This is a genomic window from Actinoplanes sp. NPDC049548 (genome assembly GCF_040676695.1).
Taxonomy (GTDB): domain Bacteria; phylum Actinomycetota; class Actinomycetes; order Mycobacteriales; family Micromonosporaceae; genus Actinoplanes.
In genome coordinates, this window is the sequence record NZ_JBFAPM010000003.1 from 231,010 (window position 1) to 254,353 (window position 23,344).

General features: G+C 72.1%; 21 protein-coding genes and 2 pseudogenes. 8 read left to right on the forward strand and 15 right to left on the reverse strand.

What is annotated here, in order from left to right; translation table 11 throughout:
- Nucleotides 1–84: 84 nt before the first annotated feature.
- Together AB0J80_RS08240 and AB0J80_RS08245 are read right to left on the reverse strand one after the other, a co-directional pair.
- A complete protein-coding gene (locus AB0J80_RS08240; protein ID WP_364701788.1) occupies nucleotides 85–1,347 on the reverse strand; it encodes a hypothetical protein in 1,263 nt (420 codons plus the stop codon).
- Between the two features lie 37 nt (nucleotides 1,348–1,384).
- Complete coding sequence (locus AB0J80_RS08245; RefSeq protein WP_364701791.1) at nucleotides 1,385–1,837, reverse strand: SRPBCC family protein; 453 nt, start codon at nucleotides 1,835–1,837, stop codon at nucleotides 1,385–1,387.
- A 276-nt stretch (nucleotides 1,838–2,113) separates the two neighbouring features.
- Here AB0J80_RS08245 and AB0J80_RS08250 point away from each other — a divergent pair, with 276 nt between their 5' ends.
- Nucleotides 2,114–3,742 (forward strand): sensor histidine kinase, encoded by a 1,629-nt coding sequence (locus AB0J80_RS08250; RefSeq protein ID WP_364702617.1) that lies wholly within the window; start codon nucleotides 2,114–2,116, stop codon nucleotides 3,740–3,742.
- Nucleotides 3,743–3,749: 7 nt separating this feature from the next.
- Complete coding sequence (locus tag AB0J80_RS08255) at nucleotides 3,750–4,418, forward strand: response regulator transcription factor (RefSeq protein WP_023359837.1); 669 nt, start codon at nucleotides 3,750–3,752, stop codon at nucleotides 4,416–4,418.
- A gap of 87 nt (nucleotides 4,419–4,505) precedes the next feature.
- Here AB0J80_RS08255 and AB0J80_RS08260 read toward each other — a convergent pair whose 3' ends face one another.
- From AB0J80_RS08260 to AB0J80_RS08290, 7 genes are all read right to left on the reverse strand, one after another.
- Nucleotides 4,506–4,913: a DUF4395 domain-containing protein gene (locus AB0J80_RS08260; protein WP_364701794.1), complete on the reverse strand. Its 408-nt coding sequence runs from the start codon at nucleotides 4,911–4,913 to the stop codon at nucleotides 4,506–4,508.
- 75 nt (nucleotides 4,914–4,988) lie between these two features.
- Nucleotides 4,989–5,438, reverse strand: a complete 450-nt coding sequence (locus AB0J80_RS08265; RefSeq protein WP_364701797.1) for a thioredoxin family protein — start codon at nucleotides 5,436–5,438, stop codon at nucleotides 4,989–4,991.
- Nucleotides 5,439–5,479: 41 nt separating this feature from the next.
- Entirely contained in the window at nucleotides 5,480–7,390 is a 1,911-nt protein-coding gene (locus AB0J80_RS08270; protein WP_364701800.1) for an ATP-binding cassette domain-containing protein, read from the reverse strand.
- 83 nt (nucleotides 7,391–7,473) lie between these two features.
- Nucleotides 7,474–8,598, reverse strand: coding sequence for a glycosyltransferase family 4 protein (locus AB0J80_RS08275; RefSeq protein ID WP_364701803.1), 1,125 nt, complete (start codon nucleotides 8,596–8,598; stop codon nucleotides 7,474–7,476).
- Nucleotides 8,599–8,605: 7 nt separating this feature from the next.
- Nucleotides 8,606–9,862, reverse strand: coding sequence for a M48 family metallopeptidase (locus AB0J80_RS08280; RefSeq protein WP_364701806.1), 1,257 nt, complete (start codon nucleotides 9,860–9,862; stop codon nucleotides 8,606–8,608).
- 84 nt (nucleotides 9,863–9,946) lie between these two features.
- Nucleotides 9,947–10,168: a hypothetical protein gene (locus AB0J80_RS08285; protein WP_364701809.1), complete on the reverse strand. Its 222-nt coding sequence runs from the start codon at nucleotides 10,166–10,168 to the stop codon at nucleotides 9,947–9,949.
- A 109-nt stretch (nucleotides 10,169–10,277) separates the two neighbouring features.
- Complete coding sequence (locus tag AB0J80_RS08290) at nucleotides 10,278–11,750, reverse strand: NYN domain-containing protein (protein WP_364701812.1); 1,473 nt, start codon at nucleotides 11,748–11,750, stop codon at nucleotides 10,278–10,280.
- Between the two features lie 104 nt (nucleotides 11,751–11,854).
- Here AB0J80_RS08290 and AB0J80_RS08295 point away from each other — a divergent pair, with 104 nt between their 5' ends.
- From AB0J80_RS08295 to AB0J80_RS08315, 5 genes are all read left to right on the forward strand, one after another.
- Nucleotides 11,855–13,654, forward strand: a complete 1,800-nt coding sequence (locus AB0J80_RS08295; RefSeq protein ID WP_364701815.1) for a DEDD exonuclease domain-containing protein — start codon at nucleotides 11,855–11,857, stop codon at nucleotides 13,652–13,654.
- A 75-nt stretch (nucleotides 13,655–13,729) separates the two neighbouring features.
- Entirely contained in the window at nucleotides 13,730–15,505 is a 1,776-nt protein-coding gene (locus AB0J80_RS08300) for an HD domain-containing protein (RefSeq protein ID WP_364701818.1), read from the forward strand.
- Nucleotides 15,506–15,546: 41 nt separating this feature from the next.
- Nucleotides 15,547–16,062 (forward strand): NUDIX domain-containing protein, encoded by a 516-nt coding sequence (locus AB0J80_RS08305; RefSeq protein WP_364701820.1) that lies wholly within the window; start codon nucleotides 15,547–15,549, stop codon nucleotides 16,060–16,062.
- Complete coding sequence (locus AB0J80_RS08310) at nucleotides 16,059–16,910, forward strand: NTP transferase domain-containing protein (RefSeq protein ID WP_364701823.1); 852 nt, start codon at nucleotides 16,059–16,061, stop codon at nucleotides 16,908–16,910. Before AB0J80_RS08305 ends, AB0J80_RS08310 begins: the two co-directional genes overlap by 4 nt.
- Nucleotides 16,911–16,968: 58 nt before the next feature.
- Nucleotides 16,969–17,256 carry an Lrp/AsnC ligand binding domain-containing protein gene (locus AB0J80_RS08315; protein ID WP_364701825.1) on the forward strand — a complete coding sequence of 96 codons (288 nt, stop codon included), beginning with the start codon at nucleotides 16,969–16,971 and terminating at the stop codon, nucleotides 17,254–17,256.
- Between the two features lie 74 nt (nucleotides 17,257–17,330).
- Here AB0J80_RS08315 and AB0J80_RS08320 read toward each other — a convergent pair.
- The 6 genes and pseudogenes from AB0J80_RS08320 to AB0J80_RS08345 all read right to left on the reverse strand — a co-directional run.
- Nucleotides 17,331–17,438 (reverse strand): annotated as a pseudogene (locus AB0J80_RS08320) (hypothetical protein); the annotation flags it as partial.
- Nucleotides 17,439–17,640: 202 nt separating this feature from the next.
- Nucleotides 17,641–17,850: pseudogene (locus tag AB0J80_RS08325) on the reverse strand (helix-turn-helix transcriptional regulator); the annotation flags it as partial.
- 107 nt (nucleotides 17,851–17,957) lie between these two features.
- Entirely contained in the window at nucleotides 17,958–19,577 is a 1,620-nt protein-coding gene (locus tag AB0J80_RS08330; protein WP_364701828.1) for a ubiquinol-cytochrome c reductase cytochrome b subunit, read from the reverse strand.
- Entirely contained in the window at nucleotides 19,574–20,677 is a 1,104-nt protein-coding gene (locus AB0J80_RS08335) for a Rieske 2Fe-2S domain-containing protein (RefSeq protein WP_364701831.1), read from the reverse strand. Before AB0J80_RS08335 ends, AB0J80_RS08330 begins: the two co-directional genes overlap by 4 nt.
- Nucleotides 20,674–21,522 carry a c-type cytochrome gene (locus AB0J80_RS08340; protein ID WP_364701833.1) on the reverse strand — a complete coding sequence of 283 codons (849 nt, stop codon included), beginning with the start codon at nucleotides 21,520–21,522 and terminating at the stop codon, nucleotides 20,674–20,676. Before AB0J80_RS08340 ends, AB0J80_RS08335 begins: the two co-directional genes overlap by 4 nt.
- A gap of 51 nt (nucleotides 21,523–21,573) precedes the next feature.
- Nucleotides 21,574–22,170, reverse strand: a complete 597-nt coding sequence (locus AB0J80_RS08345; protein WP_364701835.1) for a heme-copper oxidase subunit III — start codon at nucleotides 22,168–22,170, stop codon at nucleotides 21,574–21,576.
- A gap of 106 nt (nucleotides 22,171–22,276) precedes the next feature.
- Between AB0J80_RS08345 and AB0J80_RS08350 the strand changes: the two genes are divergently transcribed.
- The gene (locus AB0J80_RS08350) at nucleotides 22,277–23,263 is read left to right on the forward strand and encodes a cytochrome c oxidase assembly protein (protein ID WP_364701838.1); all 987 of its coding nucleotides are present in this window, start codon (nucleotides 22,277–22,279) and stop codon (nucleotides 23,261–23,263) included.
- Nucleotides 23,264–23,344: the final 81 nt, after the last annotated feature.

A 23,344-nucleotide genomic window follows, 5' to 3' on the forward strand; every position in this document is an offset into this window, starting at 1 on the left:
AGCTGTCCGGATCGGATAGGGGGTGTGTTGTGCCACATCCCGTTCGCTGCGCGGAGTCGGTTCTTCGATGTGGGGGTCGTTGTTTCATTCTTCGATACGCGGGTCCGGTTCGCCAACCGCAGCGGCGGGCTGGATGCCTCCCGTGGACGCGGCCTCCGCGTCATCACCGGCTCCGGGACGCGCCTCAGCTTCGTGCCGGGCCGAGCCGGTGCCGGCACCCCGGACGTCGGCGTCGCCGCCCACCCTGTCCTGAGCGGCCGGGCGTCCCGTCGCGCCAACCTTCCCCGGTCCGGCGGTGGGAGGCGTATGGGTCGCGGCGGCCCACGGATCGGCCTGCTCGTCCATCCTGCGCCGGGCGGCCGGACGCTCTGCCGCACCAGCACCGCCCGAGGGGGCGGCGGTCCACGGATCGGCCTGCTCGTCCGCCTTGTGCCGGGCAGCCGGACGCTCCGCGGCCGCTGAGGTCGCGGCTGCCCATGGGTCCACCTTGTCACCCGACTTGCGCGGGGCGGACGGGCGCTCCGTCGCATCGGTGCCCGCCGGGGTCGCGGTCGGGGTCGACAGGCCGGTCACGGACGGCGCTTCCCGCCTTGCGGCGGGTGGGGTCGTCGGTTCCCCGGACGGCGAGGTCGCAGCCTCAGCGCCGGGCGGGGTCGCCGGTTCTGCGGCCGGCGGGGTCGCTCGTTCCGCGGCCGGCGAGTACGCCCGTTCCGCAGCCGGCAAGCCCGCCCGTTCCGCAGCCGGCGCGGTCCCCCGGTCCGCGGCCGGCGAATCCGCCCATTCCGCAGCCGGCGCGGTCCCCCGGTCGGCGGCCGGCGGGGCCGCCGGTTCTGCGGTGTTTGTGGGGGGTGGGGTGTGGGTGGCGGCGCCCCAGGGGTCCGTGGCCTGGTCGGGTTGGTGAGGGGTGGGCGGGGTTGTCTGGGCGCGGGTGGCGGTGGACCAGGCTTGGTCGGGGGTCGGCTGGGGACGCGGGGTGGTCTTCGGCTTGGGTCTGGGGGCGGTCGCGGACGCGATCGTGGAGAAGGCGCGCATCATGCTGGCCACTCCGGTGGCGAGATCGCCCGCCCCGGTGGCCAGGCGTTCGGCGGTCTCCGGCGTCGGGTCGCGCAGCGCGGCTATGGCCCGGCAGATCGGGCAGACGCAGCACTCGGCCGTGCCGGTCGCCCAGCCCGTCGTGCTCTGGTGCGGGCGTGACCCCGTACCGGAGAGGAACTGGCCGACGACTCCGGTGAGCATGTCGCCGAGGCCGCCGCCCTCGCCGTCGCGGCCGCTCTGCGATGCCATGGCGAGCAGGGCGGCGACGAGCCGTTCCGCCTCCTGGCGTGCCGTTCCCGTGGTGCCTGTCATCGTCCGGGCCCTTCCCGCGCCGTGGTGCGAACGGCTGTCACGCGCGGGCGAGGCTCTCGACCCGGCGCTTCAGCTCCTTCAGCGCCGTATCCATGATCATCTTCTCGGCCTTGCGCTTGAACATGCCGAGCATGCCGATGTTGAGCTCCACCTCGAGCGTGTACGTCACCGTGGTCGTGCCGTCGCCGGCGTCGGTGAGGTCGTACGAGCCGTTCAGCGTCTTCTGCATCTTCGACGGTGCCACGAGATGCCACTCGATGCGCGACAGGTCGTCGGCATACGCGTATTCCAGCGTGTAGTCGTCCGCGAGCGGCCCGGCGTCGAGCACGAATCGGACCTGGGCCGCGTAGCCGTCCTCATACTCCTCGAGGACCTCCACGCGTTTCATCGCGTCCGCCCACTCGGGATAGCGGGGGAAGTCGCAGATCACCGCGGCGACCTGGTCGAGGGGCGCCTGGACCTGGATCGACTGCGTCGAGGTGTCCGCCATGGCAGGCAGGCTACCCCGTGCGGGGCCCGATCCGGACGACCCCCGGCCGCATCTGTGGACAACGGTCCCGCACGCCGCCGCACCGGCCTTCCGCACACCGCCGGACGACAGCCCGGCACAACCCGCACACATCGCGGGACGGCCGCGTCGGCCGGGTCTGCGGGCGCAAAGGGCGATGGGCCGATCCGCGGGCGTCCGGCTACGATCCGTCACGTGCCCGCCTCAGCCAGCGCTCCCGTGCGCGTCCACCCGCTCGCGGTGGCCGCCCGTCTCGTCATGCTCGCGCTCGTCGCGGCGCTCACTCTGATCGCCACGCAGGACGCCGGGGAGCTGCGCTGGATCGCGTTGCTGCTGGTCGCGGCCCTACCGGCGTTGTTCGCCCCGACCCATCGGATCGCCGCGCCGCTGGGGCGGTGCGCCGAGGTGGCCGTGACCGGGCTGGCCGCCGGATCCGTCGCCGCGGCCGCGAACATCTCGGGGACCGTCGACGCCGGGTTCGGCGCGGAGGCGGTGCTGCCGTATCTGGCCGTACCGCTGCTGACCGCGGCGTTGCGCCGGCGGCCGACCGAGGGGGCAGCCCTGCTGGGGGTCGCGGCGGTGGCGATGGTGATCGGCGGGGTGATCGTCCAGGACGGCGAGTCGATCATCACCCAGCCGGGCTATCTTGCCGCCGGCGGGCAGTGGCTCGTGCTGGGCGCGATCGTCACCTTCGCCGCCGACACCATGCGGCAGCTGATGGCTCCGGCCGAGAACAAGCCCCAGCCGTACGCGGAGGCCACCCGGCTGCTCACCCAGCTGCGCAGCGTCGCCCGGTCCCTGCCCGGCGCCACCCTCGACCCGGGCGGCATCTCCGAGCACCTGCTCGAGGAGCTCCGGGTGGTCGCCCCCGGGCACCGGGCGGCGGTGCTGTCGGCCAGCGGCGGGGGGCGCCTCGTGGTGCTCGCCCAGACGGGGGCCGACCGGGTCGACTGGGAGGTCACGCTCGACGCCGACTCGGCGATCGCGGATGCCTGGGCCACCCAGCAGCCGCAGACCGCGTCTCGCTCGCAGGCCCGTTCGCATCAGGGCGGGGAGGCGTCGTCGCTCGTCGTGCCGCTGGTCGCCGGTGTCCGTACGATCGGGCTGGTGATCCTCGAGGCGGACGTGCCCAGCGCGTACCCGTCGGCGGTGATCGCCAGGGTGACCGAGGTGACCGGCCCGGCGGCGCTGCGGCTGGAGGCCGCCCTGCTCTTCGACGAGGTGCGCTCGCTGGCGACCAATGAGGAGCGTCAGCGCCTCGCCCGCGAGATCCACGACGGTGTCGCCCAGGAGCTCGTGATGGTCGGGTACGGCATCGACAACGCGCAGGCGACCCTGCCGGAAGGCGCCGACGAGACGGCCGAGGAGCTGCGCACGCTGCGCGGCGAGGTCACGCGGGTCATCACCGAGCTGCGGCTGAGCCTGTTCGAGCTGCGCTCCGAGGTGGACCGCAACGGCGGCCTGGCGGCGGCGATCGCCGAGTACGCCCGCACCCTGGGCACCTCCGCGGGCCTGCGGGTGCACTTCACGTTCGACGAGTCCACCGCCCGCCTGCCCGCCGCGACCGAGGCGGAGCTGCTGCGCATCGCCCAGGAGGCGATCACCAACGCCCGTAAACACGCCGGCGCGTCCAACCTGTGGGTCACCTGCACGGTCGACCCGCCGTACGCGGAGATCGAGGTCTCCGACGACGGCAAGGGCTTCGCCGACGACCGCCCGGACGGGCGCTACGGCCTTGCGATCATGGCCGAGAGGGCGGAACGTATCCGAGGCCGGCTGGAGATCAGACCGCGACACCCCAGCGGGACAACCGTTGCGGTAGTGCTCGGAACCTCCGCTCGGCGCGATAGCGTGCGGGATAGCGTTTCCGCACCAGAAGGGGAGTAACCCGAGCATGTCGACCAGTCCGATGCCGACGACCCGCACCAAGGTGCTCCTCGTCGACGATCACGACCTGATCCGTAAGGGGCTGCGGCACGCGTTCGAGCGGGACCGGCAGTTCGAGGTGGTCGGCGAGGCCGCCACGGCCGCCGAGGCCGTCCGCCAGGCCGGCGCGCTCCAGCCCGACGTGGTCATCATGGACCTGCGCCTGCCCGACGGCAGCGGCCTCGAGGCCACTCGCGCGCTGCGCAAGAACAACGCCAACATGGGCATCGTGGTCCTCACCATGTACGCGGGCGACGACCAGCTCTTCGGCGCCCTGGAGGCGGGGGCGAGCGCGTTCGTGCCCAAGACCGCCCCGGCGGACGAGGTGGTGGCGGCGGCCCGGCACGCGGCGTCCGCGCCCAGCGCGTTCACGGCGGCCGACCTGGCCGAGGCGATGAAGCGTCGCCTCGCGCCGTCGGGCCCGCAGCTGTCGCCCCGCGAGGGGCAGGTGTTGCGCCTGCTCGCGGATGGGATGAGCGTCGCCGGGATCGCGAAGCAGCTCTTCGTGTCGGAGTCCACGGCGAAGACCCACATCTCGAAGCTGTACGAGAAGCTCGGTGCGGCGAACCGGGCGCAGGCGCTGATGACGGCGTTGCGGCTGGGCCTGCTCGAGGCGCCCGACGCACCGAAGTTCTGATCGAAGCCGCCGCGCCCGTCGCTCCGCTGGAGCGGCGGGCGTTCGGCGTCATCCCGGCGATTTCGGCGTCTCGGGAACCAGAATTTCTTACGGCGTCTTCAGGCGGCGGACCGCCAGATAGGCCTCGCAGCCCAGACAGAGCCCGAAGGCCGCGTTGAGGAAGGCGGCGAGCAGGCCGAAGGCCGCGAACACCACGCCGATGGTGGTCGCCCCGCTGAGGTAGCCGGCCGCCGCCACGGCCAGGAAGGCGAAGCCCACCAGCTGGGCGAAGCGCACCGGTGCGGCGTCCTCCCGCTCGGCCGGGGGCCCGAGGCGTGGGGCGATCAGAGCCCGGTAGACCAGCGCATACGGGCCGCGGCGCGGGTCCGCGGCGGTGATCGCGAAGACGACCGCCTGCGCGAACGCGAGCCAGCCCCATCCGGTCGCCAGGACGGCGACGAGGACGACGCTGGTCAGTGCCGCGGCGAAGCGCGGGCCGCGGGGGTCGAGCTGCATGCTTGGACTCTCGCACGCCGTGGCCGTCTCGCGACGGTGTTGTGCATCACCGGCGGCGAGGTGCAGATTCCCTGGTCAGCGGGCCGGCAGCAGCTCGCCCAGCACGGCGATGAGCTGTGGCTTGCCCGGCACGCCCGTGGCCCGCTTCGCCACGCGCCCGTCCGCGTCGAGCACGAGCAGCGTCGGCGTCTTCCAGATCCCCAGGGCCCGCACGGCGTCGAGGTGGCTCTCGGCGTCGACCTCCACGTGCTGCACGCCCGGCAGCATCCCGGCGACCTCGCCGCTGATCCGCCGCACCGCCCGGCAGGGTGCGCAGAACGCCGAGGAGAACTGCAGCAACGTGGCCTTCGCCGGCCCCACACCGAGCGCGGTCAGCAGCGTGGGATCGATGCGCTCGGGCGAAGTCATGGCAACCTCCGGCTCGGCGGCCGCGCGGAACCGGCCGTCGGTCCGGCTGCGCCACCACCCGATGACGACACCCAGCGCGACGACCGCACCCGCGGTGATCAGCCCGGCGGTGTCCATGAGCCCACTCTCGCACGCGCTCCCCGGCGTCGCGATGTGAGCTACGACGCCGACTGGTACGCGCTCGCCTGCAGCGTGAACAGCTGGGCGTAGATCCCGTCCTCCGCCATCAGGCTGCGGTGGTCCCCCTCCTCCACCACCGCGCCGTGGTCCAGCACGTAGATCCGGTCCGCCTCCCGGACGCTGGCCATCCGGTGGGTGATCAGGACGACCGTACGGCCGGCCGCGAGCTCCCGGAGCCGCAGGTACACGTCGTGCTCGGCGCGGGCGTCGAGGTTGGCCGTCGGCTCGTCGCAGATCAGCAGGGGCGCGTCCCGGTAGAAGGCCCGGCTCACGGCCAGCCGCTGCCACTGGCCGCCGGACAGATCCGCGCCGTCGGTGAAGTGGCGGGACAGCAGCGTCTCGTACTCGCGGGGCAGCTCCATCACGAAGTCGTGCGCGTCGCCGGCCCGGGCCGCCTCCTGCACCTCGGGCAGGTGCGGGCTGCGCTCGTACCGTCCGATGGTGATGTTGACCCGCGCGGAGAGCGGCCATCGGGTGGGTTCCTGCATGACCACCGCGACCCGCCGGCGCACCGACTCGGGGTCGAAGGTGCTGACGTCCCGGCCGTCCCAGCGGATCCGTCCCGACTGCGGCCGGTAGAGGCCGGCGAGCAGGCCGGCCAGGGTGGACTTGCCCGAGCCGTTCTCGCCGACCAGCGCGATGATCTCGCCGCGGCGCAGGGTCATGCTGACGTCGCGGACGGCCGGGCGGTCCGCGTCCGGATAGCTGAAGGTGATGTCCTCCAGGCGCAGCTCGGTGAACCCGGCGGGCGCGGCACGTCCCGTCGCGCCCTCGTCGCGGGCGCGGGACAGGTCACAGAAGCCCTGGAAGTCGGCGAAGTAGAGGCCCTGCTCGAACACCCGGTTGGCGCTGTAGGCGAGCTCGGTCAGCTTGGAGATTCCCATGCTGATCGCGTACGCGGCAGCGCCCCCGGCCGCCAGCTCCATCCGGCCGGTCCACAAAAGCCAGAGCAGCACCGCGTAGGTGAACCCGGTCGCGATGCCGCTGAGCGTGTTGCCGACCAGGGTGGTGCGGACCTGACGCTCGGCGAGCCTGATCTCCTCGAGGGTGGCGGCCGACAGCAGGCGTTTGATTTCGGCCAGCAGGTATCCCCGTACCGTGAACGCCCGCAGCTCGGCGGCGGGTTCGCGCGCCGCGAGCAGCTGGGCGAGCATCCGCTGGCGCCGCCAGACGGCGATGAAGCGCAGCACCTGCCGGTAGCCGAGGCGGGCGGAGCGCACGGCGGCCCACGCGATCGGCACGACGGCGAGCACGAGCAGGGGCAGCAGCACCGGATGCAGCACGGCGAGCACCCCGGCCGCGGCGACCAGCCCGATGAAGTTGGTGCCCAGCTCGATCGCGCGGTCGACGAGCATCTGGGCGGCGTCGATGCCCCGGTCCCGGGCGCGTTCCATGGCGTCGCGCCACCCGGGATCGTCGAAGGTGGACAGCTCCACGCTGGTCGTCAGCTCGAGCAACTGCATCTCGGCGGCCTCGAAGACCTTGGGCGACAGGCGGCCGTTGGCCGCGGCGGCGGCCGAGGTGAGCGCGCCCCGCACGGCCACGGCGGACACCAGCAGGATCAGCGACGGCACGGCGGCCCGCACCCGTTCCGGCGTCGGCCCTTCGCGCAGCAGCCCGTCGAACACCCCGACGACGCTGATCAGCCCGGCGGCGCTGGCGAGCCCGCCGAGCAGCTGCAGGACGACGAGCGCGGTGGTGGTGCCGGGGCTGGCGCGCCACGCGAGCGACCAGGCGGCGCCCAGGAGCCCCGGAAGTCGCTGGAACATCCGCAGGAAGCTGGTGTTGGCGGCCTCCTCGGTGCTGGTGAGCCAGTACGGGAGGGCCAGCTCACCCGTCTCGCCGAGCTCCTCTTCAGCGGGCGGGGTCTCTGGGGTGGCGTCGTCCATCAACGGCTCCCGTCCCGTGGGCTCTCAGCCGTTCCTACCCCCGCGACACGGAAGGTGTCTATGCATATACCGCGAGTGACTGCTCACTCATGCAGGAGCTCGGTCAGCCGGGCGGCCTTGGTCTCCCAGCGCCACTCCCGCTCCACCCAGGACCGGCCGGCTGCGCCCATCCGCCGCGCGGCCTCCGGATCGGACAGCAGCCCGGCCAGCCGGTCCGCGATCGCCGGCACATCCCGGCCACCCACCACGTATCCGGTCTCCCCGTCGCGGACCGCGTCCGGCGCGCCTCCCGAGTCGCCGGCGAGCACCGGCAGCCCGGTGGCCGACGCCTCGAGGTAGACGATGCCGAGCCCTTCGACGTCGAGTCCGGCGCCACGGGTGCGGCACGGCATCGCATACACGTCGCCGGCCGCGTAGTGCGCGGGCAGCTCCTCCCACGGCACCGAGCCGGTGAAGACCACATCGGCCTCCACCCCTTCCGACCGGGCCAGCGCCTGCAGCTTGTCCCTGTACGGCCCACCGCCCACGATCAGCAACGCTGCCCCCGGAACCCGCCGCCGGACGGCGGGCAGCGCCCGGATGAGCATGTCCTGGCCCTTGCGCGCGACGAGCCGCGACACGCACACCACCACCGGCCGGTCACCGAGCCCGTGCTTCGCCCGCACCGCGGACCCGTCCACGTCCGGGTGGTACGCGTCCACGTCCACGCCGGGGGTCAGCCGCTCCAGCGTCGTGAGGCCGGGCAGCGCCCGGTCGAGGCGTACCCGCTGGAACTCCGTCAGGAAGGTCACCACGTCGTTGCCGCGGGCGATCCGCCGCAGCAGCTGCCGGGCGCCGGGCAGGGCGGCCCACCCGATCTCGTGCCCGTGGGTCAGTGCGACGGCCCGGTCGATCCCGGTGCGCCGGCGCAGCCCGTCGGCCAGCAACCCCAGCGGGGCGGCGGCTCCGAACCAGACGCTGTCGCACTCGTACGCCCGTGCGAGCTCCGCGGCCCGTCGCGCCACGGCGGGCGTGGGCAGCAGCACGCCGGCCCGCTCCCGCACGACCTCGAACGGCTGCTCGGCGTCGAACTTGCCGGCGTCCCGCCACGTCGAGGCGTAGACCACGACGGAGTCCGCCGGCTGACGCACGGCGAGATTGTGCACGAACTGCTGGATCCCGCCGGGCCGCGGCGGGAAGTCGTTGGTGACGAGCAGCGTGCGTCCCATCAGTGCCTCACCGCTCGCCCCTCGCCCACGCGCGGGCCGCGGCCATGCGCTCGACGGTGGACGGATGCGAGGCGGACATGACGTACTCCCAGGCCGGCGGGTCGGGATCGGACAGGTTGACGGTGCCGAGGCGGCGCTGCATCGCCTCGAACGTGGCAGGGTCGCCGGTGAGCTCGAGGGCGTGGGCGTCGGCCCGGGCCTCGACGCGGCGTGAGACGAGCGCCTGCACCGGCCCGCCCACCAGACCGGCCAGGGTGACCAGGGCGATGAGCAGGGCGATCGCCTTCGGCTCCCCCATCGCGTCGGCACCGGCCCAGCGCAGCAGCCAGCCCAGGGAGCCGAGCAGATACAGCGCGATCACGGACGCGGCCGCCCCGAGCGCACCGATGATCGTTCCGGTGAGGACGTCGTTGCGCTTGGCGTGGCCCAGTTCGTGCGCCGCCACGGACACCACCTCGTCCGGCGTGGCCTCGTCGAGCATCGTGTCGTAGACGACGATCCGCCGGGTCGGCCCGAAACCCGAGACGTAGGCGTTGACCGCCCTGGTCCGGCGGGAGGCGTCGGCGACCAGGACGTCCTTCACGGGTACGCCGTCGCGCGCGGCCAGGTCCATGAGCTCCGTCCGCAGCGGGCCGGCGGCCATCGGGGTGAACTTGTTGAAGATCGGCTCGACCACCACGGGCAGCACGAACGACAGGAGCACGACCAGCACGGCCGCCCCCACGGCACCGAAGGCCCACCACCACCGCGGTGCCAGGCGCGTGACGGCGAAGAATCCGAGCAGCGCCAGCGCCCCGATCACCGCCCCCACGGCGAACGACTTGGCGACGTCGACCGCCCAGGCACCCCAGGTCTGGGTCGAGATGCCGTACCGGACGACGACGGTGTGCCGCCACGCGGCGAACGGCAGGGTGAGCACCTCGGCGGCGAGGACGACCAGCAGCCCGCCGAGCACCGCCTGCGCGATCCAATGGTCGCCGAACGGGCGCCCCGCCCACCCCACCAGGCGCGAGCCCAGCGGCGTGAACCCCAGCACCAACGCACCGGCCAGGCCGACGAGCAACCCGCCATACGCCCCCGGCCGCAGCGCGGAGTGGAACTCGCGGGCCCGCGCCACCTGGTCGGCGGGGAACTGCCCCAGGGCGGCGAGCTGGTCGGCGCGCGGCGCGGGCGGGCGCTGCCAGGGGATCGTGACGGCGGCGTAGACCACCAGGGCGACCAGAAGCACGGCCAGCGTGCAGGCGGCCCACAGCCGAGGTGTCAAGCGCCGGTTCCTCCGTCCTGCTGGGTGGTGAGCGCCCATCCTAGGTCCGGCCCGCCGCAGGCCGGCGGGCCGCCACTCCCATGATCACGCCACGTGACCCCGGCGGCGGACCAGGGGCACGACGACCGGCGGCTCGGGCGTCTCCAGCAGCTCCACGTCGAAGCCGGCCGCCTCGAACACCTCGATCGCGCGCAGCTCGCCCGGGGTCAGGTCGCTGATCCCGTCCGGCGTCTCCGCCATGGCCTTGATCAGGCATCCCTCGCATCCGCGTCCCCTACCGGGGCAGCGGCCGCAGTCGATGATCATCACTTCCTCCTCGTGCCCGACGGTGGTGCGGCCGCGATCCGGGGGAAGTGCCTGTCGCGCACCGACCACCATCGGTGACAGTCACGCTATGGAGGGGGTACGACAAAAATCAGGACCGGGCGAGCCGGCGCAGCAGTGAGTCCGCTCCCATCGGGTACGCCCCGTGCCGGCGAACCCCGTCGGCGACCTCGCGATCCGACGAGATCACCACCAGCGGGCGGCCCGCGGGCTCGGCCCGCACGAGCTGGCGGATGAGCTCGTCGGCGGTGTCGCCCTTGCGCGAGAACAGCACGCGGACGCCGCGCGGGGCCGGCGGCAGGCCGTGCACGCGCTCCGCGCCGTCGAAGACCACTGTGACCTCGTCGCCCGTCTGCGCCGCGATGCCTCCCAGGCCCGTGATCAGCCGCTTGCGCTGCTGCTCCAGCGACATCTCGGCGAAGCCGCGCTTGGTGACGTTGTACCCGTCGACGATCAGGTGGGCCCGGGGCAGTGCCAGGAGCTGGTCGAGGCGGCCGGGGTCGTCGGTGTCCTGCGCCCGGGGCCGGGACCGCTCCTGCGCGCCGGGCCGCTCGGCGGACGTGTCGGCGACGAAGTCCGCGGGCAGCTTGTCGGCGGGTCCGAGAGCCAGCTCGCGGCGCAACCCGGAGGCCGCCTGCCCGATCGTCTCCAGCAGCAGCCAGAGGCGGGCGTCGTCGGCGGCCCGGGCGTCCTTCGCGCTCTGCTTCCCCGAGGCCGCGGCCGCCTCCGCCTCCGCCAGGCGCGTGCGCAACCGGCGTACCTCGGCATCATGGTCGGCGGCCACCTTGGCCGCGCGGCCCTTCTCGGTGGCCAGCAGGTCGCTGGCCCGCTTGTGAGCGGTCTGCGACTCGCGCAGGGCGCGCGCGGTGGTCCGGGCCTCCTCGCGCAGCTGGCCCAGCTCCTCACGCACCCGCGCCAGCTCGTCGCGCAGCTTGTCGGCCTCGACCTTGGCGACCGCCCGGTCGTGCTCGGCACGGGCGGCACGCTGCTCGGCCTCCCGGATCTGGCCGACCACGGCCGCGCTGTCGGCCTCGGCGCGCACCGACTCCCCCGCGGCCTCGATCAGCTCCCGCCAGCCGCTCGGCCTGGCGAGATACGCGAGCGCGGCGACCTCCACCGGATCCGCCGCGGCCGGTGCCATCCCGGCGGCGACCGCGGCACCCAGATCACCCGTCTCGGTGACCACCCGGCCGCCGATGCGCTGCCGGAAGAGCGGGTCGGCGGTGAGCTGCGCGGCGAGCGCCGCGCCGCCGAGGCGGGCACGCCGGTTCGGTGCGAAGCGGGCGACGCGACGCAGGGCGACGGGGATCTCGTCGGCGGGCATGCCCGGGAGGGCTGCCGCGGTCAGCGCGGTGATCCGCTGCCGGACCGGCTCCGGCAGCACCGGTTCCGGTGCGCCGGCGTCGTCAGTCCCGGCCTCGCCGTGGTCAGCGCCGTCATCACCGCCCTGGCCGGCATCGGCGCCGCCGTCCACGGCGGCGGCCCTCACCTGGTCGTCGGGGCCGGGCACGCTGACGGCCGCCTCCTCGGAGGGGCGGTCGTGGAACTCGTGCGGCGCCGACATTTTTCTATTCTCCCACCGTGGGCAGCGGAAAGGCCCGTGGAGCCAAGTGATCTTTTCGGGTACGGACCCGGAGAATGTCGTACCCCCGCCCTAGATTGCCCGCCGTGGCACAACCGGCATATGTCCAAGGCACTCTGGACACCCTCCTGAGCGCCGACGGCTCCGTCGATCCGGCGGCCCTGTCGCTGCGGGACACGACGTTCGTGGTCCTCGACCTGGAGACGACCGGCGGGGCGCCGGACGGCGGCGGCATCACCGAGATCGGTGCGGTCAAGGTGCGCGGCGGCGAGGAGCTGGGCGTGCTCGGCACCCTGGTCAACCCCGGTGAGCGCCTGCCGCCGTTCATCACCGTGCTGACCGGCATCACCGAGGCGATGCTGGCCCCCGCGCCGCCGATCGAGGCCGTCCTCCCGAGCCTGCTGGAGTTCCTGCGCGGCTCGGTGCTGGTCGCCCACAACGCGCCCTACGACGTCGGGTTCCTCAAGGCCGCGTGCGCCCGGCACGGGCATGTCTGGCCGCAGCTGCGCGTGCTCGACACCGCCGCCCTGGCCCGCCGTGCGCTGACCCGCGACGAGGTGCCCAACCGCAAGCTCGGCACGCTGGCCCAGTTCTTCCACGCCCGGGTCCAGCCCACCCACCGGGCCCTCGACGACGCCAAGGCCACCGTCGACGTGCTGCACGGGCTGATCGAGCGGCTCGGCAGCTTCAAGGTGCACACGCTGGGCGACGCGATCGAGTTCGCCAAGGCGGTGACCCCGGCCCAGCGGCGCAAACGGCACCTCGCCGACGACCTGCCGCACGTCCCCGGCGTCTACGTGTTCCGCGCCGCCGACGACCGGCCGCTCTACGTCGGCACCTCCGTCGACATCGCCACCCGGGTGCGCAGCTACTTCACCGCGAGCGAGAAGCGGGCCCGGATGTCGGAGATGATCGCCGCGGCCACCCGGGTGGAGGCGGTCGAGTGCGCCCACTCGCTGGAGGCGGAGGTGCGCGAGCTGCGGCTCATCGCCTCGCACGCCCCGCCGTACAACCGCCGGTCGAAGTATCCGGAGCGGGTGGTGTGGCTGAAGCTCACCGCGGAGGCGTATCCGCGCCTGTCGGTGGTCCGGCAGCTGGCCGACGACGACGCCGCCTACCTGGGCCCGTTCTCGTCGCGGCGCACGGCCGAGCTGGCCGCGGCCGGGGTCTACGACGCGGTGCCGCTGCGCCAGTGCACCCACAAGCTCTCCGTGCGCACCACGACGCCGGCCTGCGCGCTGGCCGAGCTGGACAGATGCCCGGCGCCCTGCGAGCACCGCATCACCCCCGACGAGTACGCCCACAGCGCCGCCCTCCCCTTCCGCACCGCCATGCACGGCGACCCGGAACCCCTGGTGGAAGCCCTCATGGCGAGGATCGAGACCCTGTCGGACCGGCAGCGTTACGAGGAGGCGGCGGTCGTCCGGTCCCGCCTCGTCGCGCTGCTGCGTGCCACCGTGCGCATGCAGAAGCTGGGGGCGCTCACCCGGCTCGGCGAGCTCGTGGCGGCGCGGCGCAACGACGCGTACGGATGGGAGATCATCGTCGTGCGGCACGGCCGGCTCGCCGCGGCCGCCACGTCACCGCCGCGCCTGCACCCGCGGCCGACCCTCGACATGGCGCGGGCGACCGCGGAGACGGTCCTACCCGGACCGGGCCCCGTCCCGGCCGCGTCGGCCGAGGAGACCGAGCGGATCCTGGCGTGGCTCGAACGGCCCGACACCCGGCTGGTGGAAACTTCTGGCGACTGGGTGTCACCAGCCCGTGGCGCAGCGCGCTTCACTACCCTTCTCACCAGGGCGGAAGCGGCAGCGTCGAGACGAGACTCGTACGTTCGCTCATCGGTAACTGACCGTTCGGATGACGCTCGCTCGCTTAGGCTGTAGGGCACGCGGCTGCAAAGCCGAGAAATCGGTGGGATCCGCGCGTAATGTGCGGTCGATCGGTGAGGGGGTGTCCGAGTGGACGTCGACGCCGGCCACGGCGCCGCCCTTGGACGTGCCCTTCCTGCGCCGCTGTCGCAGCGGCTGAAGTCGTTCCTCAGCTTCCAGGGCAACGACGACGACCCGGTCACCACGCTGACCCGGACCCACCGCGCGATCCACCCGTCCGCCGACGCCGGCATCCTGCGCCGCAGCTACGCCGTCGCCGAGAACATGCACCGGGGCCAGTTCCGCAAGAGCGGCGACCCGTACATCACCCACCCGCTCGCGGTCGCGCAGATCTGCGCCGAGCTGGGGATGGACACCACCACGCTGGTGGCGGCGCTGCTGCACGACACCGTCGAGGACACCAGCTACACCCTGGAGACGCTGCACGGCGACTTCGGCCCCGAGGTGACCCACCTCGTCGACGGCGTGACCAAGTTCGACAAGGCGTTCTACGGCAAGGCCGCCGAGGCGGAGACCATCCGCAAGATGATCGTCGCGGCCGGCAAGGACGTCCGGGTGCTGGTGATCAAGCTGGCCGACCGGCTGCACAACATGCGCACCCTGGATGCCCGCTCCCCTGCCTCCCGCGCCCGCATCGCGACGGCCACGCTGGACGTGCTCGTCCCCCTCTGCGACCGGCTCGGCATCCAGGCCCTCAAGCGCGACCTCGACGACGTGGTGCTCTACCACCTGGAGCCGGAGTCGTACGCCCGCATCGACGAGCACGTGAAGAACAGGCCCGGCTGGGACGAATACCTGCAGTCCGTGTCCGCGCAGGCCCAGCGGGCGCTGCGCCGCCTGCGGGTCAGCGCCGACGTGAAGCCGCGGCCCCGGCACTACTACTCGATCTGGAAGGACACGGTCGCCGGCGGCCACTCCGTACCGTTCGACCTGCCTCGCATCGTCGTCGTGGTCGACGGCCCGGAGACCGACTGTTACGCGGCGCTCGGCGCGATCCACGGCCACTGGCGCCCGGTGGCCGGCCGTTTCAAGGACTTCATCGCCTCCCCGAAGAACAACCTCTACCGGTCCCTGCACACGACGGTCACCGGCCCGGAAGGCCGCCTGGTCGAGGTGCTGATCCGGACGGTCTCGATGCACCGCTGCGCCGAGTACGGCGTCGCCACCGGCTACCGCTACCCGAAGTCGGATTCCGAGACGGCGCCCGGCACCGACCAGCTGACCTGGCTCAAGCGGGTGCTCGACTGGGAGCAGGACACGACGGATGCGGGCCAGTTCCTCGACTCGCTGCGCTGCGACCTGGCCGAGGCCCAGATCACCGTCTTCGCCAAGGGCCGCACCATCGAGCTGCCGGCCGGGTCGACTCCGGTCGACCTCGCGTACGAGCTGAATCCCGACAAGGGCGACCAGACGCTCGCCGCGACGATCAACGGCCGCCTGGCACCGCTCAGCTCCCAGCTCCGCGACGGCGACGTGGTGGAGATCTTCACCGAGACCGACGGGCACGTCGAGGTCGAGCCCAACATCGCCCCGCGCGGCCCGCGCAAGGAGTGGCTGGGCTTCGTCAAGTCGACGCAGGCCCAGATGCAGATCAACCGCTACTTCGCGGAGGAGAACGCGCCGGGCATCAGCATCGCCGACAAGGTCCGCCTCGGCCGCGCGACCATCGGCCTGACGCTGCGCAAGCACGACCGGGGACTGGCGAGCGAGGTGCCGCTGCGCCGGCTCGCGGAGGAGCTCGGCTACCCGGACCTCGAGACGATGCTCGTGGCGGTCACCGAGCGCAACCTCGAGCCGGACCAGGTGGTGGAGCAGCTCATCGCCCTGGTCGACCACCCGGACTGACCCCGGCACGGCCCCGGGCGCAGTCCCGCTAGCCTGGTGGCGTGAAAATCCCTCGGCGACTGCGCGGCGCCGCATATCAGGCGTTCTACCGGCTGCCGCACCGGGTGCGCCGGCGGATCGTGCGGCTCATCGTCCCGAAATACCTGGTCGGTGCGGTCTGCATCGTGCGCGACGCCGAGGCGGACGAGCCCGGGCGCCTCCTGCTGCTGCGCCAGCCGCCGGGCCGCGGCTGGGGCCTGCCCGCCGGCCTGCTCAAGAAGGCCGAGTCCCCGGCCGTCGGCGCCGCCCGCGAGCTTCGCGAGGAGTCCGGTGTCGTCATCGACCCGTCCGACCTCACACCGGCGGTCCCGAACGCCATCGTCCACCCCAAGGGCTGGGTGGACACCATCTTCATGGGTACGGTGCCCGCGTCCACCACCGACCTGGTCGTGGACGGCGGCGAGGTGCTCGAGGCGAACTGGTTCCCGCTCGACGACCTCCCGCCCCTGACCCCGAACACGTCCCTCGTCCTCGGCGTCTACGGCATCGGCCCGCACGCCACCCGGCAGGCGTCGTGAGCGGCACCTCCGTCGCCGCCCTCATCCTCGCCGCGGGCGAGGGGCAACGGCTGCGGCCGCTGACGACGCTCGTACCGAAGGCCCTCTGTCCCGTCGCGAACGTCGCGCTGCTCGACCGGGCCCTGGCACGGGTGGCCGGGCTCGGCCTCAGCGGACCGTCCCGCGTGGCGGTCAACGCCGCGTATCTCGCCGACCAGGTCATCGCCCACGTCGGGGAGCGCGCCCAGGTCTCGCACGAACCGGACGGGCCGCTGGGCACGTCGGGCGGCGTCGGCCGGCTCCGCGGCTGGATCGACGGCCGGGGCGCGCTGGTCGGCAACGCCGACGCCTACCTGGCCGACCCGCAGCGGGAGCCCGGCAAGGACATCGCCGCCCTGCTCGACGGCTGGAACGGCGACACCGTGCGCATGCTGACCAAGCCCGTCCCCCCGGGCGACACGGGCGGCTTCAGCGGGCGCCGCTTCGCGGGCTTCTCGCTGCTGCCGTGGCGCTACGTGCGCGACCTCGCCCCGGAGTTCTCCGACCTCGTCCGTACGGTGTGGCGGCCGGCGGAAGCCGCGGGTGACCTGGAGCTGATCCCGTACGAGGGCGTCTACATCGACACGGGCACCCCGGCCACGTACCTCGCGGCAAACCTGCACGCGGCCGGCGGCAGCCTCGTCGATCCGGCGGCGACGGTCACCGGGCACGCCGACGGTTCGGTGATCGGTGCCGGAGCCGTGGTCGAGGGCCGGGTGAGCGGCTGCGTGATCTGGCCGGGAGCCCGCGTGGCAGCCGGCGAGAACCTGACCGACGTCATCCGGGCCGGCACCGACATGACCGTGCCGGCACCGACACCCGCAAGCTGATCCCGGGCCGCCGCCGGCGATCGTTAGCATGAACCGACGCCGACCCGAGGGAGCTTCCTTGAACACCGCGATCGTGCACATCGACTGCGCCACCGACTCGATCCCGGAGGTCGCCGAGGCGCTGGCCGCGCTGCCCGGGGTCAGCGAGGTCTACTCCGTCGCCGGGAACGTGGACCTCATCGCGATCGTGCGGGTCCCGAAGTTCGACGACATCGCCGAGGTGATCGCCGGGCGGATCTCGAAGACGCCGGGCGTGCTCAACACGGAGTCGCACATCGCGTTCCGGGCGTACTCGAAGCACGACCTCGAGGACGCCTTCGCGATCGGCCTCCCCGACGCCGACTGAGGCCGGCGGGCACTCCAGCTCACGCCGACCTCCTGGCGGTCCCACAGCGCCGTGAACTCCTCGCTGGCGCGGTGCAGGGCGGAGACGATCGCTGCGGCCGGCGAGCGTGGGCCCTGCGCGGTGGCGGCCGTCCGCAGAAGCGCCACATTGACCCTGCTGTGCAGGTCGTGGTCCTCGGCAAGGTAGCGGTCGCGGGCCTCGGGATCGGTGAACCAACGGTACGTCGCACTGCGAGCATGGCCGGTCCATCACGCGCATGAGGCCGGGGCTGACGTGCTCGCCGCGGAGGTGCCGGGCCAGCAGGCGGTGCCCGGAGAGCAGGAAAAGATGGTCGAGTTCGTCCGGGGTGAGGCGCAGCCCGCGGGCGATGGCCGCGACCATCTGCTCAGACGGCTGGGAGCCGCTGCCGCGCTCGAGCCGTGCGAGGTGGTCGGCGGACATGTCGCACAGCTCCGCGGCCTCCTCCCGGCGCAGGCCACTGGTGCGCCGGCGCAGCCCGACGTCCTCCGGCTGTAGTGCCGCTCGGCGGGCGCACAGGAAGTGCCCCAGGCCATCCCGATCCAGCGTCGTGTCCGCCGGCTCATCCTCGATCATGCGGCGGGCGGCCACGCCCTGTCATTCAGCGGCTGAGCAGGCCTGCATCCGCAAAAGAAAGGGGCCCCCCGAGGGGGCCCCTTTCTTTTGCTCAGCGATGCTTCGGCTCAGCGGCCGGACGTGATCTCCTCGCGGTCTTCCCGGCTGGTCAGCGGCCCGACCGCCGGGGACACCGGCGCCTCGACCGGCTTCTCGACCGGGAAGAAAAAGCCCTTCACCGCGGGCGCCAGGGCGCCGAGGCGGTTCATCTTCTTCGGGACGACCCAGCCCGCGTAGTCCAGCGGCAGCGGGTGGCCGTGATCGTCGACCGGGCCGAGCGGCTGGTGGACCTCCACGAACCGGCCGTCGGGCAGGCGCTTGATGATGCCGGTCTCCGCACCGTGGGCGAGGACCTCGCGGTCGTGCTGCTGCAGGCCCAGGCAGATGCGCACGGAGATGTAGTACGCCAGCGGCGGCAGGATCACCAGGCCCATGCGGCCCGCCCAGGTCATCGCGTTGAGACTGATGTGGAACTTGTCGGCGATCACGTCGTTGCCGCCGGAGAGCGTGGCGACGATGAAGAACGTGAAGGCCATCGCGCCCACGCCGGTGCGCTCGGGTGCGTCGCGGGGCCGCTGGAGCAGGTGATGCGACCGCGTGTCCTTCAGGCGCCGGGCCTCGATGAACGGGTAGAACATCGGGACCGTCGTGAGCGCACCGAGGCCGACGACCGCGGGCCAGAACAGCGGCGGGATCACGTAGCCGTCGCCGATCGGGATGTCGATCTGCCAGGCCGGCATGAGGCGGACCAGGCCGTCCATGAACATGACGTACCAGTCCGGCTGGCTCGCCGCGGAGACCTCGGAGGCGAGGTACGGCCCGAAGAGCCAGATCGGGTTGATCTGGAACAGGCCGGCCATCAGCGCGATCACGCCGAAGACGGCCATGAAGAAGCCGCCCTGCTTGAGCGCGTAGCGCGGGAACATCCGCTCGCCCACGACGTTGTCGTTGGTCCGCATGGGGCCCGGCCACTGGGTGTGCTTCTGCTTGAAGACCAGGCCCAGGTGGACGCTGATCAGCGCGAGCAGGCCGCCCGGGATGAGCAGGACGTGCGCGATGTAGAAGCGGCCGATGATCAGCTCGCCGGGGAACTCACCGCCGAAGACCGAGGACGAGAGCCAGGAGCCGACGACCGGGATGGACAGCATGATCGCCGAAGCGATGCGCAGGCCCGTGCCGGAGAGGCCGTCGTCGGGGAGCGAGTAGCCGGTGAAGCCGGCGAGGAAGCCGAGCAGGAACAGCGCGACGCCGATCGCCCAGTTGGCCTCACGCGGCTTGCGGAATGCGCCGGTGAAGAAGATGCGCGCCATGTGCACGACGATCGACGCCATGAACAGCAGCGCCGCCCAGTGGTGCATCTGCCGCATGAAGAGGCCGCCGCGGACCTCGAACGACAGGCGCAGCGAGGACTCGTACGCCGCCGACATCTCGACGCCGCGCAGTGCGGCGTACGGGCCGTCGTAGGCGACCTCCTTCATCGACGGGTCGAAGAAGAGGGTCAGGAACACCCCGCTGAGCAGCAGCACGATGAACGAGAACAGCGCGATCTCGCCCAGCAGGAACGACCAGTGGTCGGGGAAGACCTTGTTCAGCAGGCCCCGCAGCGGGGTGGCGGCCTGGAAACGGTCGTCAACTCCCTTGCCGACGGCAGCGGGGACCTGCGCTAGGTCCAGCTTTCGGCGCTTCATGGCCGCTCCCAGAAGTCGGGTCCGATGGTCTCCCGGTAGTCAGACGCTGCCACGAAGTAGCCCTCCGCGTCCACCTCGAGAGGCAGGGCGGGCAGGCGGCGGCTGGCCGGACCGAAGATCGGACGGGCGTTGTCGATGATCAGGAACTGCGACTGGTGGCACGGGCAGAGCAGGCGGTTGGTCTGCTGCTCGTACAGGCTGGCGGGGCAGCCGGCGTGGGTGCAGATCTTCGAGTACGCGACGTAGTTGCCGTACATCACGCCCTTGTTCACCGGGTCGGACTCGATGGCCAGGCGGGCCTTGGCCGCGTCGTCCGCGCGCAGGTGGATGAGCAGGGTCGGCGAGTCCGCGTACTGGTTGGTGGCGCCGCCCGGAACCCCGGGGAACACCGTGATCTGACCGCCGACGCTGACGTCGGAGGGCCGGATCGGGGAACCGTCCTCGCGGGTGAGCCGCACCGGCTTGCCGTTGTTCGGCACCGGGTCGAAGCCGGTGTGGAACATCATCGGCTGCGGGTCCTTGTGCGGGTTCTCGATCAGCCCGCCGATGAGCGGCGCCGCCGCGGCGACACCCAGCGGTGCCATGCCGAGCGCGATCGCACCCTTGAGCAGCGGCCGGCGCTGCACGCCCAGCTCGTCGGCGACGTACGCCAGGGTCTGCCCGGCGATCAGCCGGTCGTCGTCGCTGGACGGGCTGTTGTGCCGGTCCTGGATCGAGACCTCGTGCGGCAGCAGCTTCTTGGCCCAGGCCAGGATCGCCAGGCCGAGCGCGAACAGCGAGATGCCGAGCGTGATGCCCAGGATCGGGGTGTAGTAGTCGCTGCGCCCGATGCCGAGCTCGAACTCGAACGGCCACACGATGTAGAAGACGACGAACGCCGCGGCGGCCAGCCCGGAGATGATGAACAGCAGGGCGATGTTGCGCACGATGCGCTTCTCCGCCTTGGAGTTCGTTCCCTCGAACTGCGACTCGTACGTGACGATCTCGATGTCGTCGCGCCGGGCGCCCTCGCGCACGATGTCGAAGCGGGACAGCCGGGGGTCGTTGACGTCGACCGGCTCGGTGCCGGACCCGTGCGCCCCGTGCTTCGTAACGGTCATGACTTCCCCGCAATCCACAGCGCCGTGAACACCAGGACCGTGATGCCCACCAGGAAGATGGCCAGGCCCTCGGTGACCGGGCCGTATCCGCCGAGGTTGAACAGGCCGCCCGGGTCCTTCTCGTCCTGGAGCTGGTACTTGACGTACGTGATGATCTCGCGCTTCTCGTCCGGGGTGATCTCGTTGTCCCCGAAGACCGGCATGTTCTGCGGGCCGGTCAGCATCGCCGCGTAGATCTCCTGCTCGGTGGCGTCGTGCAGGGCCGGCGCGTACTTGCCGGACGAGAGCGCACCGCCGGCACCCGTGTACTGGTGGCAGGAGGTGCAGTTCTTCCGGAAGAGCTGACCGCCCTTGGCCAGCGCGTCGGGGTTCTGCTTCAGGTCGTCCGTCAGCTCGCCGCTGGGGATCTGGGGACCGCCCCCGAGCTCCTGGATGTACTGGCCCAGCTGCTTGGTCTGCGCCTCGTCGAACTGCGGCGGCTTCTGCTCGGCCTGCGCCTCCTGCCGGGTCATCGGCATGCGGCCGGTACCGACCTGGAACTCCACCGAGGCGGAGCCGACGCCGATGAGGCTCGGACCGCGGCCCTCGACACCCTCGGCGTTGCGGCCGTGGCAGGTGATGCAGCTGTTGTCGAAGAGCGCCTTGCCCTCCTGGGCGGCGGTGGACAGCTGGCGGGTGTCCTCGGCGGACGCGCCCGGGGCGAAGGCGGTGTAGACGCCGCCGGCGAGCGCGAGCGCGGCGAGCATGCGGACCGCCGCGCCGAGGCGCCGCCGCGCCCGGCTGGGCGCGGACCGCCGCCGGTTGAACACCCGGAGACGCCGTCCGGCGGGGGTGTCAGAAGTCATGGGCTGTGTCCCTCTGGGTCTTGACCTTGAAACTCACGGACGGCGGCGTACTTACTGCAGCCAATAGATCATGGCGAACAGCGCGATCCAGACGATGTCGACGAAGTGCCAGTAGTACGACACGACGATCGCCGAGGTCGCCTGCGCCGGCGTGAACCGGCCCATGGTGGTGCGGATCATGTAGACGATGAAGGCGATGAGACCGCCCGTGACGTGCAGGCCGTGGAACCCGGTCGTCAGGTAGAACATCGACCCGTAGCCGTCGCCGTTGATCTTGACGCCCTCGGCGACCAGGTTGCGGTACTCGTTCGCCTGGCCGAGCACGAAGATCAGGCCCATGACGAAGGTGATGGTGAACCAGCGCCGCAGCGCGAACACGTCACCCTTCTCCGCCGCGAACACGCCGAGCTGGCAGGTGACCGAGGACAGCACGAGGATCACCGTGAACGTCGTCGCGTACGGGATGTTCAGGACCTCGGTGTGCTCTTCCCACATGCTGTAGTCCGCCGCGCGGATCGCGAAGTACATCGCGAACAACGCCGCGAAGAACATGAGTTCGCTGGAGAGCCACACGATGGTCCCGACGCTGACCATGTTGGGTCGGGTCAGCGAGTGGATCCGGCTCTTGTCGATGGCTGCCGCTGTCACGGGCTCATTATTGCCCCGCGATCACCTGAACATGTCGCGGGGGGCCTAATCCGGCATGTGTCGGCGCCCGGTGACGGCCCGGCCCCCGGGATGGGCCTAGCCTCGAATGGTGCAGCTCGCCGAAACGCCCCTCTTCGCCGCCGCGGCGGGGGATACTGTCCCGCCGCCGTTCAGCGTCGCCCGGATCTTCACCGACATCCGGCTGACCAGCCTGATCGCCCTGTTCCTGCTCATCGCCGCGGCCGCCTACCTGTACGGCGTGCACCGGCTGAAGCAGCGCGGCGACCACTGGCCCGCGGGGCGCACGGTGGCCTTCCTGGCGGGCGGCCTCGGATCGATCGCAGCCGTCACGGTCACCGGGATCGAGGCGTACGACACGACGCTGATCAGCGTGCACATGGTGCAACACATGGTGCTGTCCATGGTGGGACCGATCTTCCTGGCCCTGGGCGCGCCGGTCACGCTGGCCCTGCGCACCCTGCCGGTGCACCACCGCAAGACCCTGCTCGCCGTCCTGCACAGCCGGGTGGTGGGCGTGGTGACGTTTCCGCTGGTGGCGTTCGGGCTGTTCATCGCGAACCCGTTCGTCCTCTACTTCACCGGCGTGTACCGGTCGACGCTCGAGCACGCCTGGCTGCACGAGCTCGTCCACGCCCACTTCATCGTGACCGGATGCCTGTTCTTCTGGCCGCTGCTGGGGCTCGACCCGCTGCCCAACCGGTGGCCGTACCCGGCACGCGCCCTGCTCATGGTGCTGTCCGTGCCGTTCCACACGGTCCTGGGCCTGACGATCATGCAGAGCAAGACCCTGCTCGGCGGCGACTGGTACCCGAACCTGCACCTCAGCTGGATGGACCCCTTCGACGACCAGGTCACGGCCGGGGGCATCCTGTGGGCCGGCGGCGAGATCGTCAGCGTCACGATGCTCGGCATCCTGGTGCTGCAGTGGATCAAGCAGTCGGAGCGCGAGGCCAAGCGGATCGACCGCGCCCTGGACCGGGCGGAGGCCGAGGAACGCGCCGCGGCCCGGCCGGCCGCGACCAAGATCACAACCGAGATCCCGACGGTACGCCCACGGCCCGACGGCGAATGACCGGTTGGGTACGATCAGCAAGCACCTACGAGCGTGGGAACCCGGCCCATCCGACCGCCCCACCCACCACCCATGACCGGA

Bases quoted from the DNA above. Each gene is read 5' to 3' on its own strand.
- AB0J80_RS08240 (WP_364701788.1), bottom strand. From the start codon at position 1,347: ATGACAGGCACCACGGGAACGGCACGCCAGGAGGCGGAACGGCTCGTC.
- AB0J80_RS08245 (WP_364701791.1), bottom strand. From the start codon at position 1,837: ATGGCGGACACCTCGACGCAGTCGATCCAGGTCCAGGCGCCCCTCGAC.
- AB0J80_RS08250 (WP_364702617.1), top strand. From the start codon at position 2,114: ATGCTCGCGCTCGTCGCGGCGCTCACTCTGATCGCCACGCAGGACGCC.
- AB0J80_RS08255 (WP_023359837.1), top strand. From the start codon at position 3,750: ATGTCGACCAGTCCGATGCCGACGACCCGCACCAAGGTGCTCCTCGTC.
- AB0J80_RS08260 (WP_364701794.1), bottom strand. From the start codon at position 4,913: ATGCAGCTCGACCCCCGCGGCCCGCGCTTCGCCGCGGCACTGACCAGC.
- AB0J80_RS08265 (WP_364701797.1), bottom strand. From the start codon at position 5,438: ATGGACACCGCCGGGCTGATCACCGCGGGTGCGGTCGTCGCGCTGGGT.
- AB0J80_RS08270 (WP_364701800.1), bottom strand. From the start codon at position 7,390: ATGGACGACGCCACCCCAGAGACCCCGCCCGCTGAAGAGGAGCTCGGC.
- AB0J80_RS08275 (WP_364701803.1), bottom strand. From the start codon at position 8,598: ATGGGACGCACGCTGCTCGTCACCAACGACTTCCCGCCGCGGCCCGGC.
- AB0J80_RS08285 (WP_364701809.1), bottom strand. From the start codon at position 10,168: ATGATCATCGACTGCGGCCGCTGCCCCGGTAGGGGACGCGGATGCGAG.
- AB0J80_RS08290 (WP_364701812.1), bottom strand. From the start codon at position 11,750: ATGTCGGCGCCGCACGAGTTCCACGACCGCCCCTCCGAGGAGGCGGCC.
- AB0J80_RS08330 (WP_364701828.1), bottom strand. From the start codon at position 19,577: ATGAAGCGCCGAAAGCTGGACCTAGCGCAGGTCCCCGCTGCCGTCGGC.
- AB0J80_RS08335 (WP_364701831.1), bottom strand. From the start codon at position 20,677: ATGACCGTTACGAAGCACGGGGCGCACGGGTCCGGCACCGAGCCGGTC.
- AB0J80_RS08340 (WP_364701833.1), bottom strand. From the start codon at position 21,522: ATGACTTCTGACACCCCCGCCGGACGGCGTCTCCGGGTGTTCAACCGG.
- AB0J80_RS08350 (WP_364701838.1), top strand. From the start codon at position 22,277: ATGGTGCAGCTCGCCGAAACGCCCCTCTTCGCCGCCGCGGCGGGGGAT.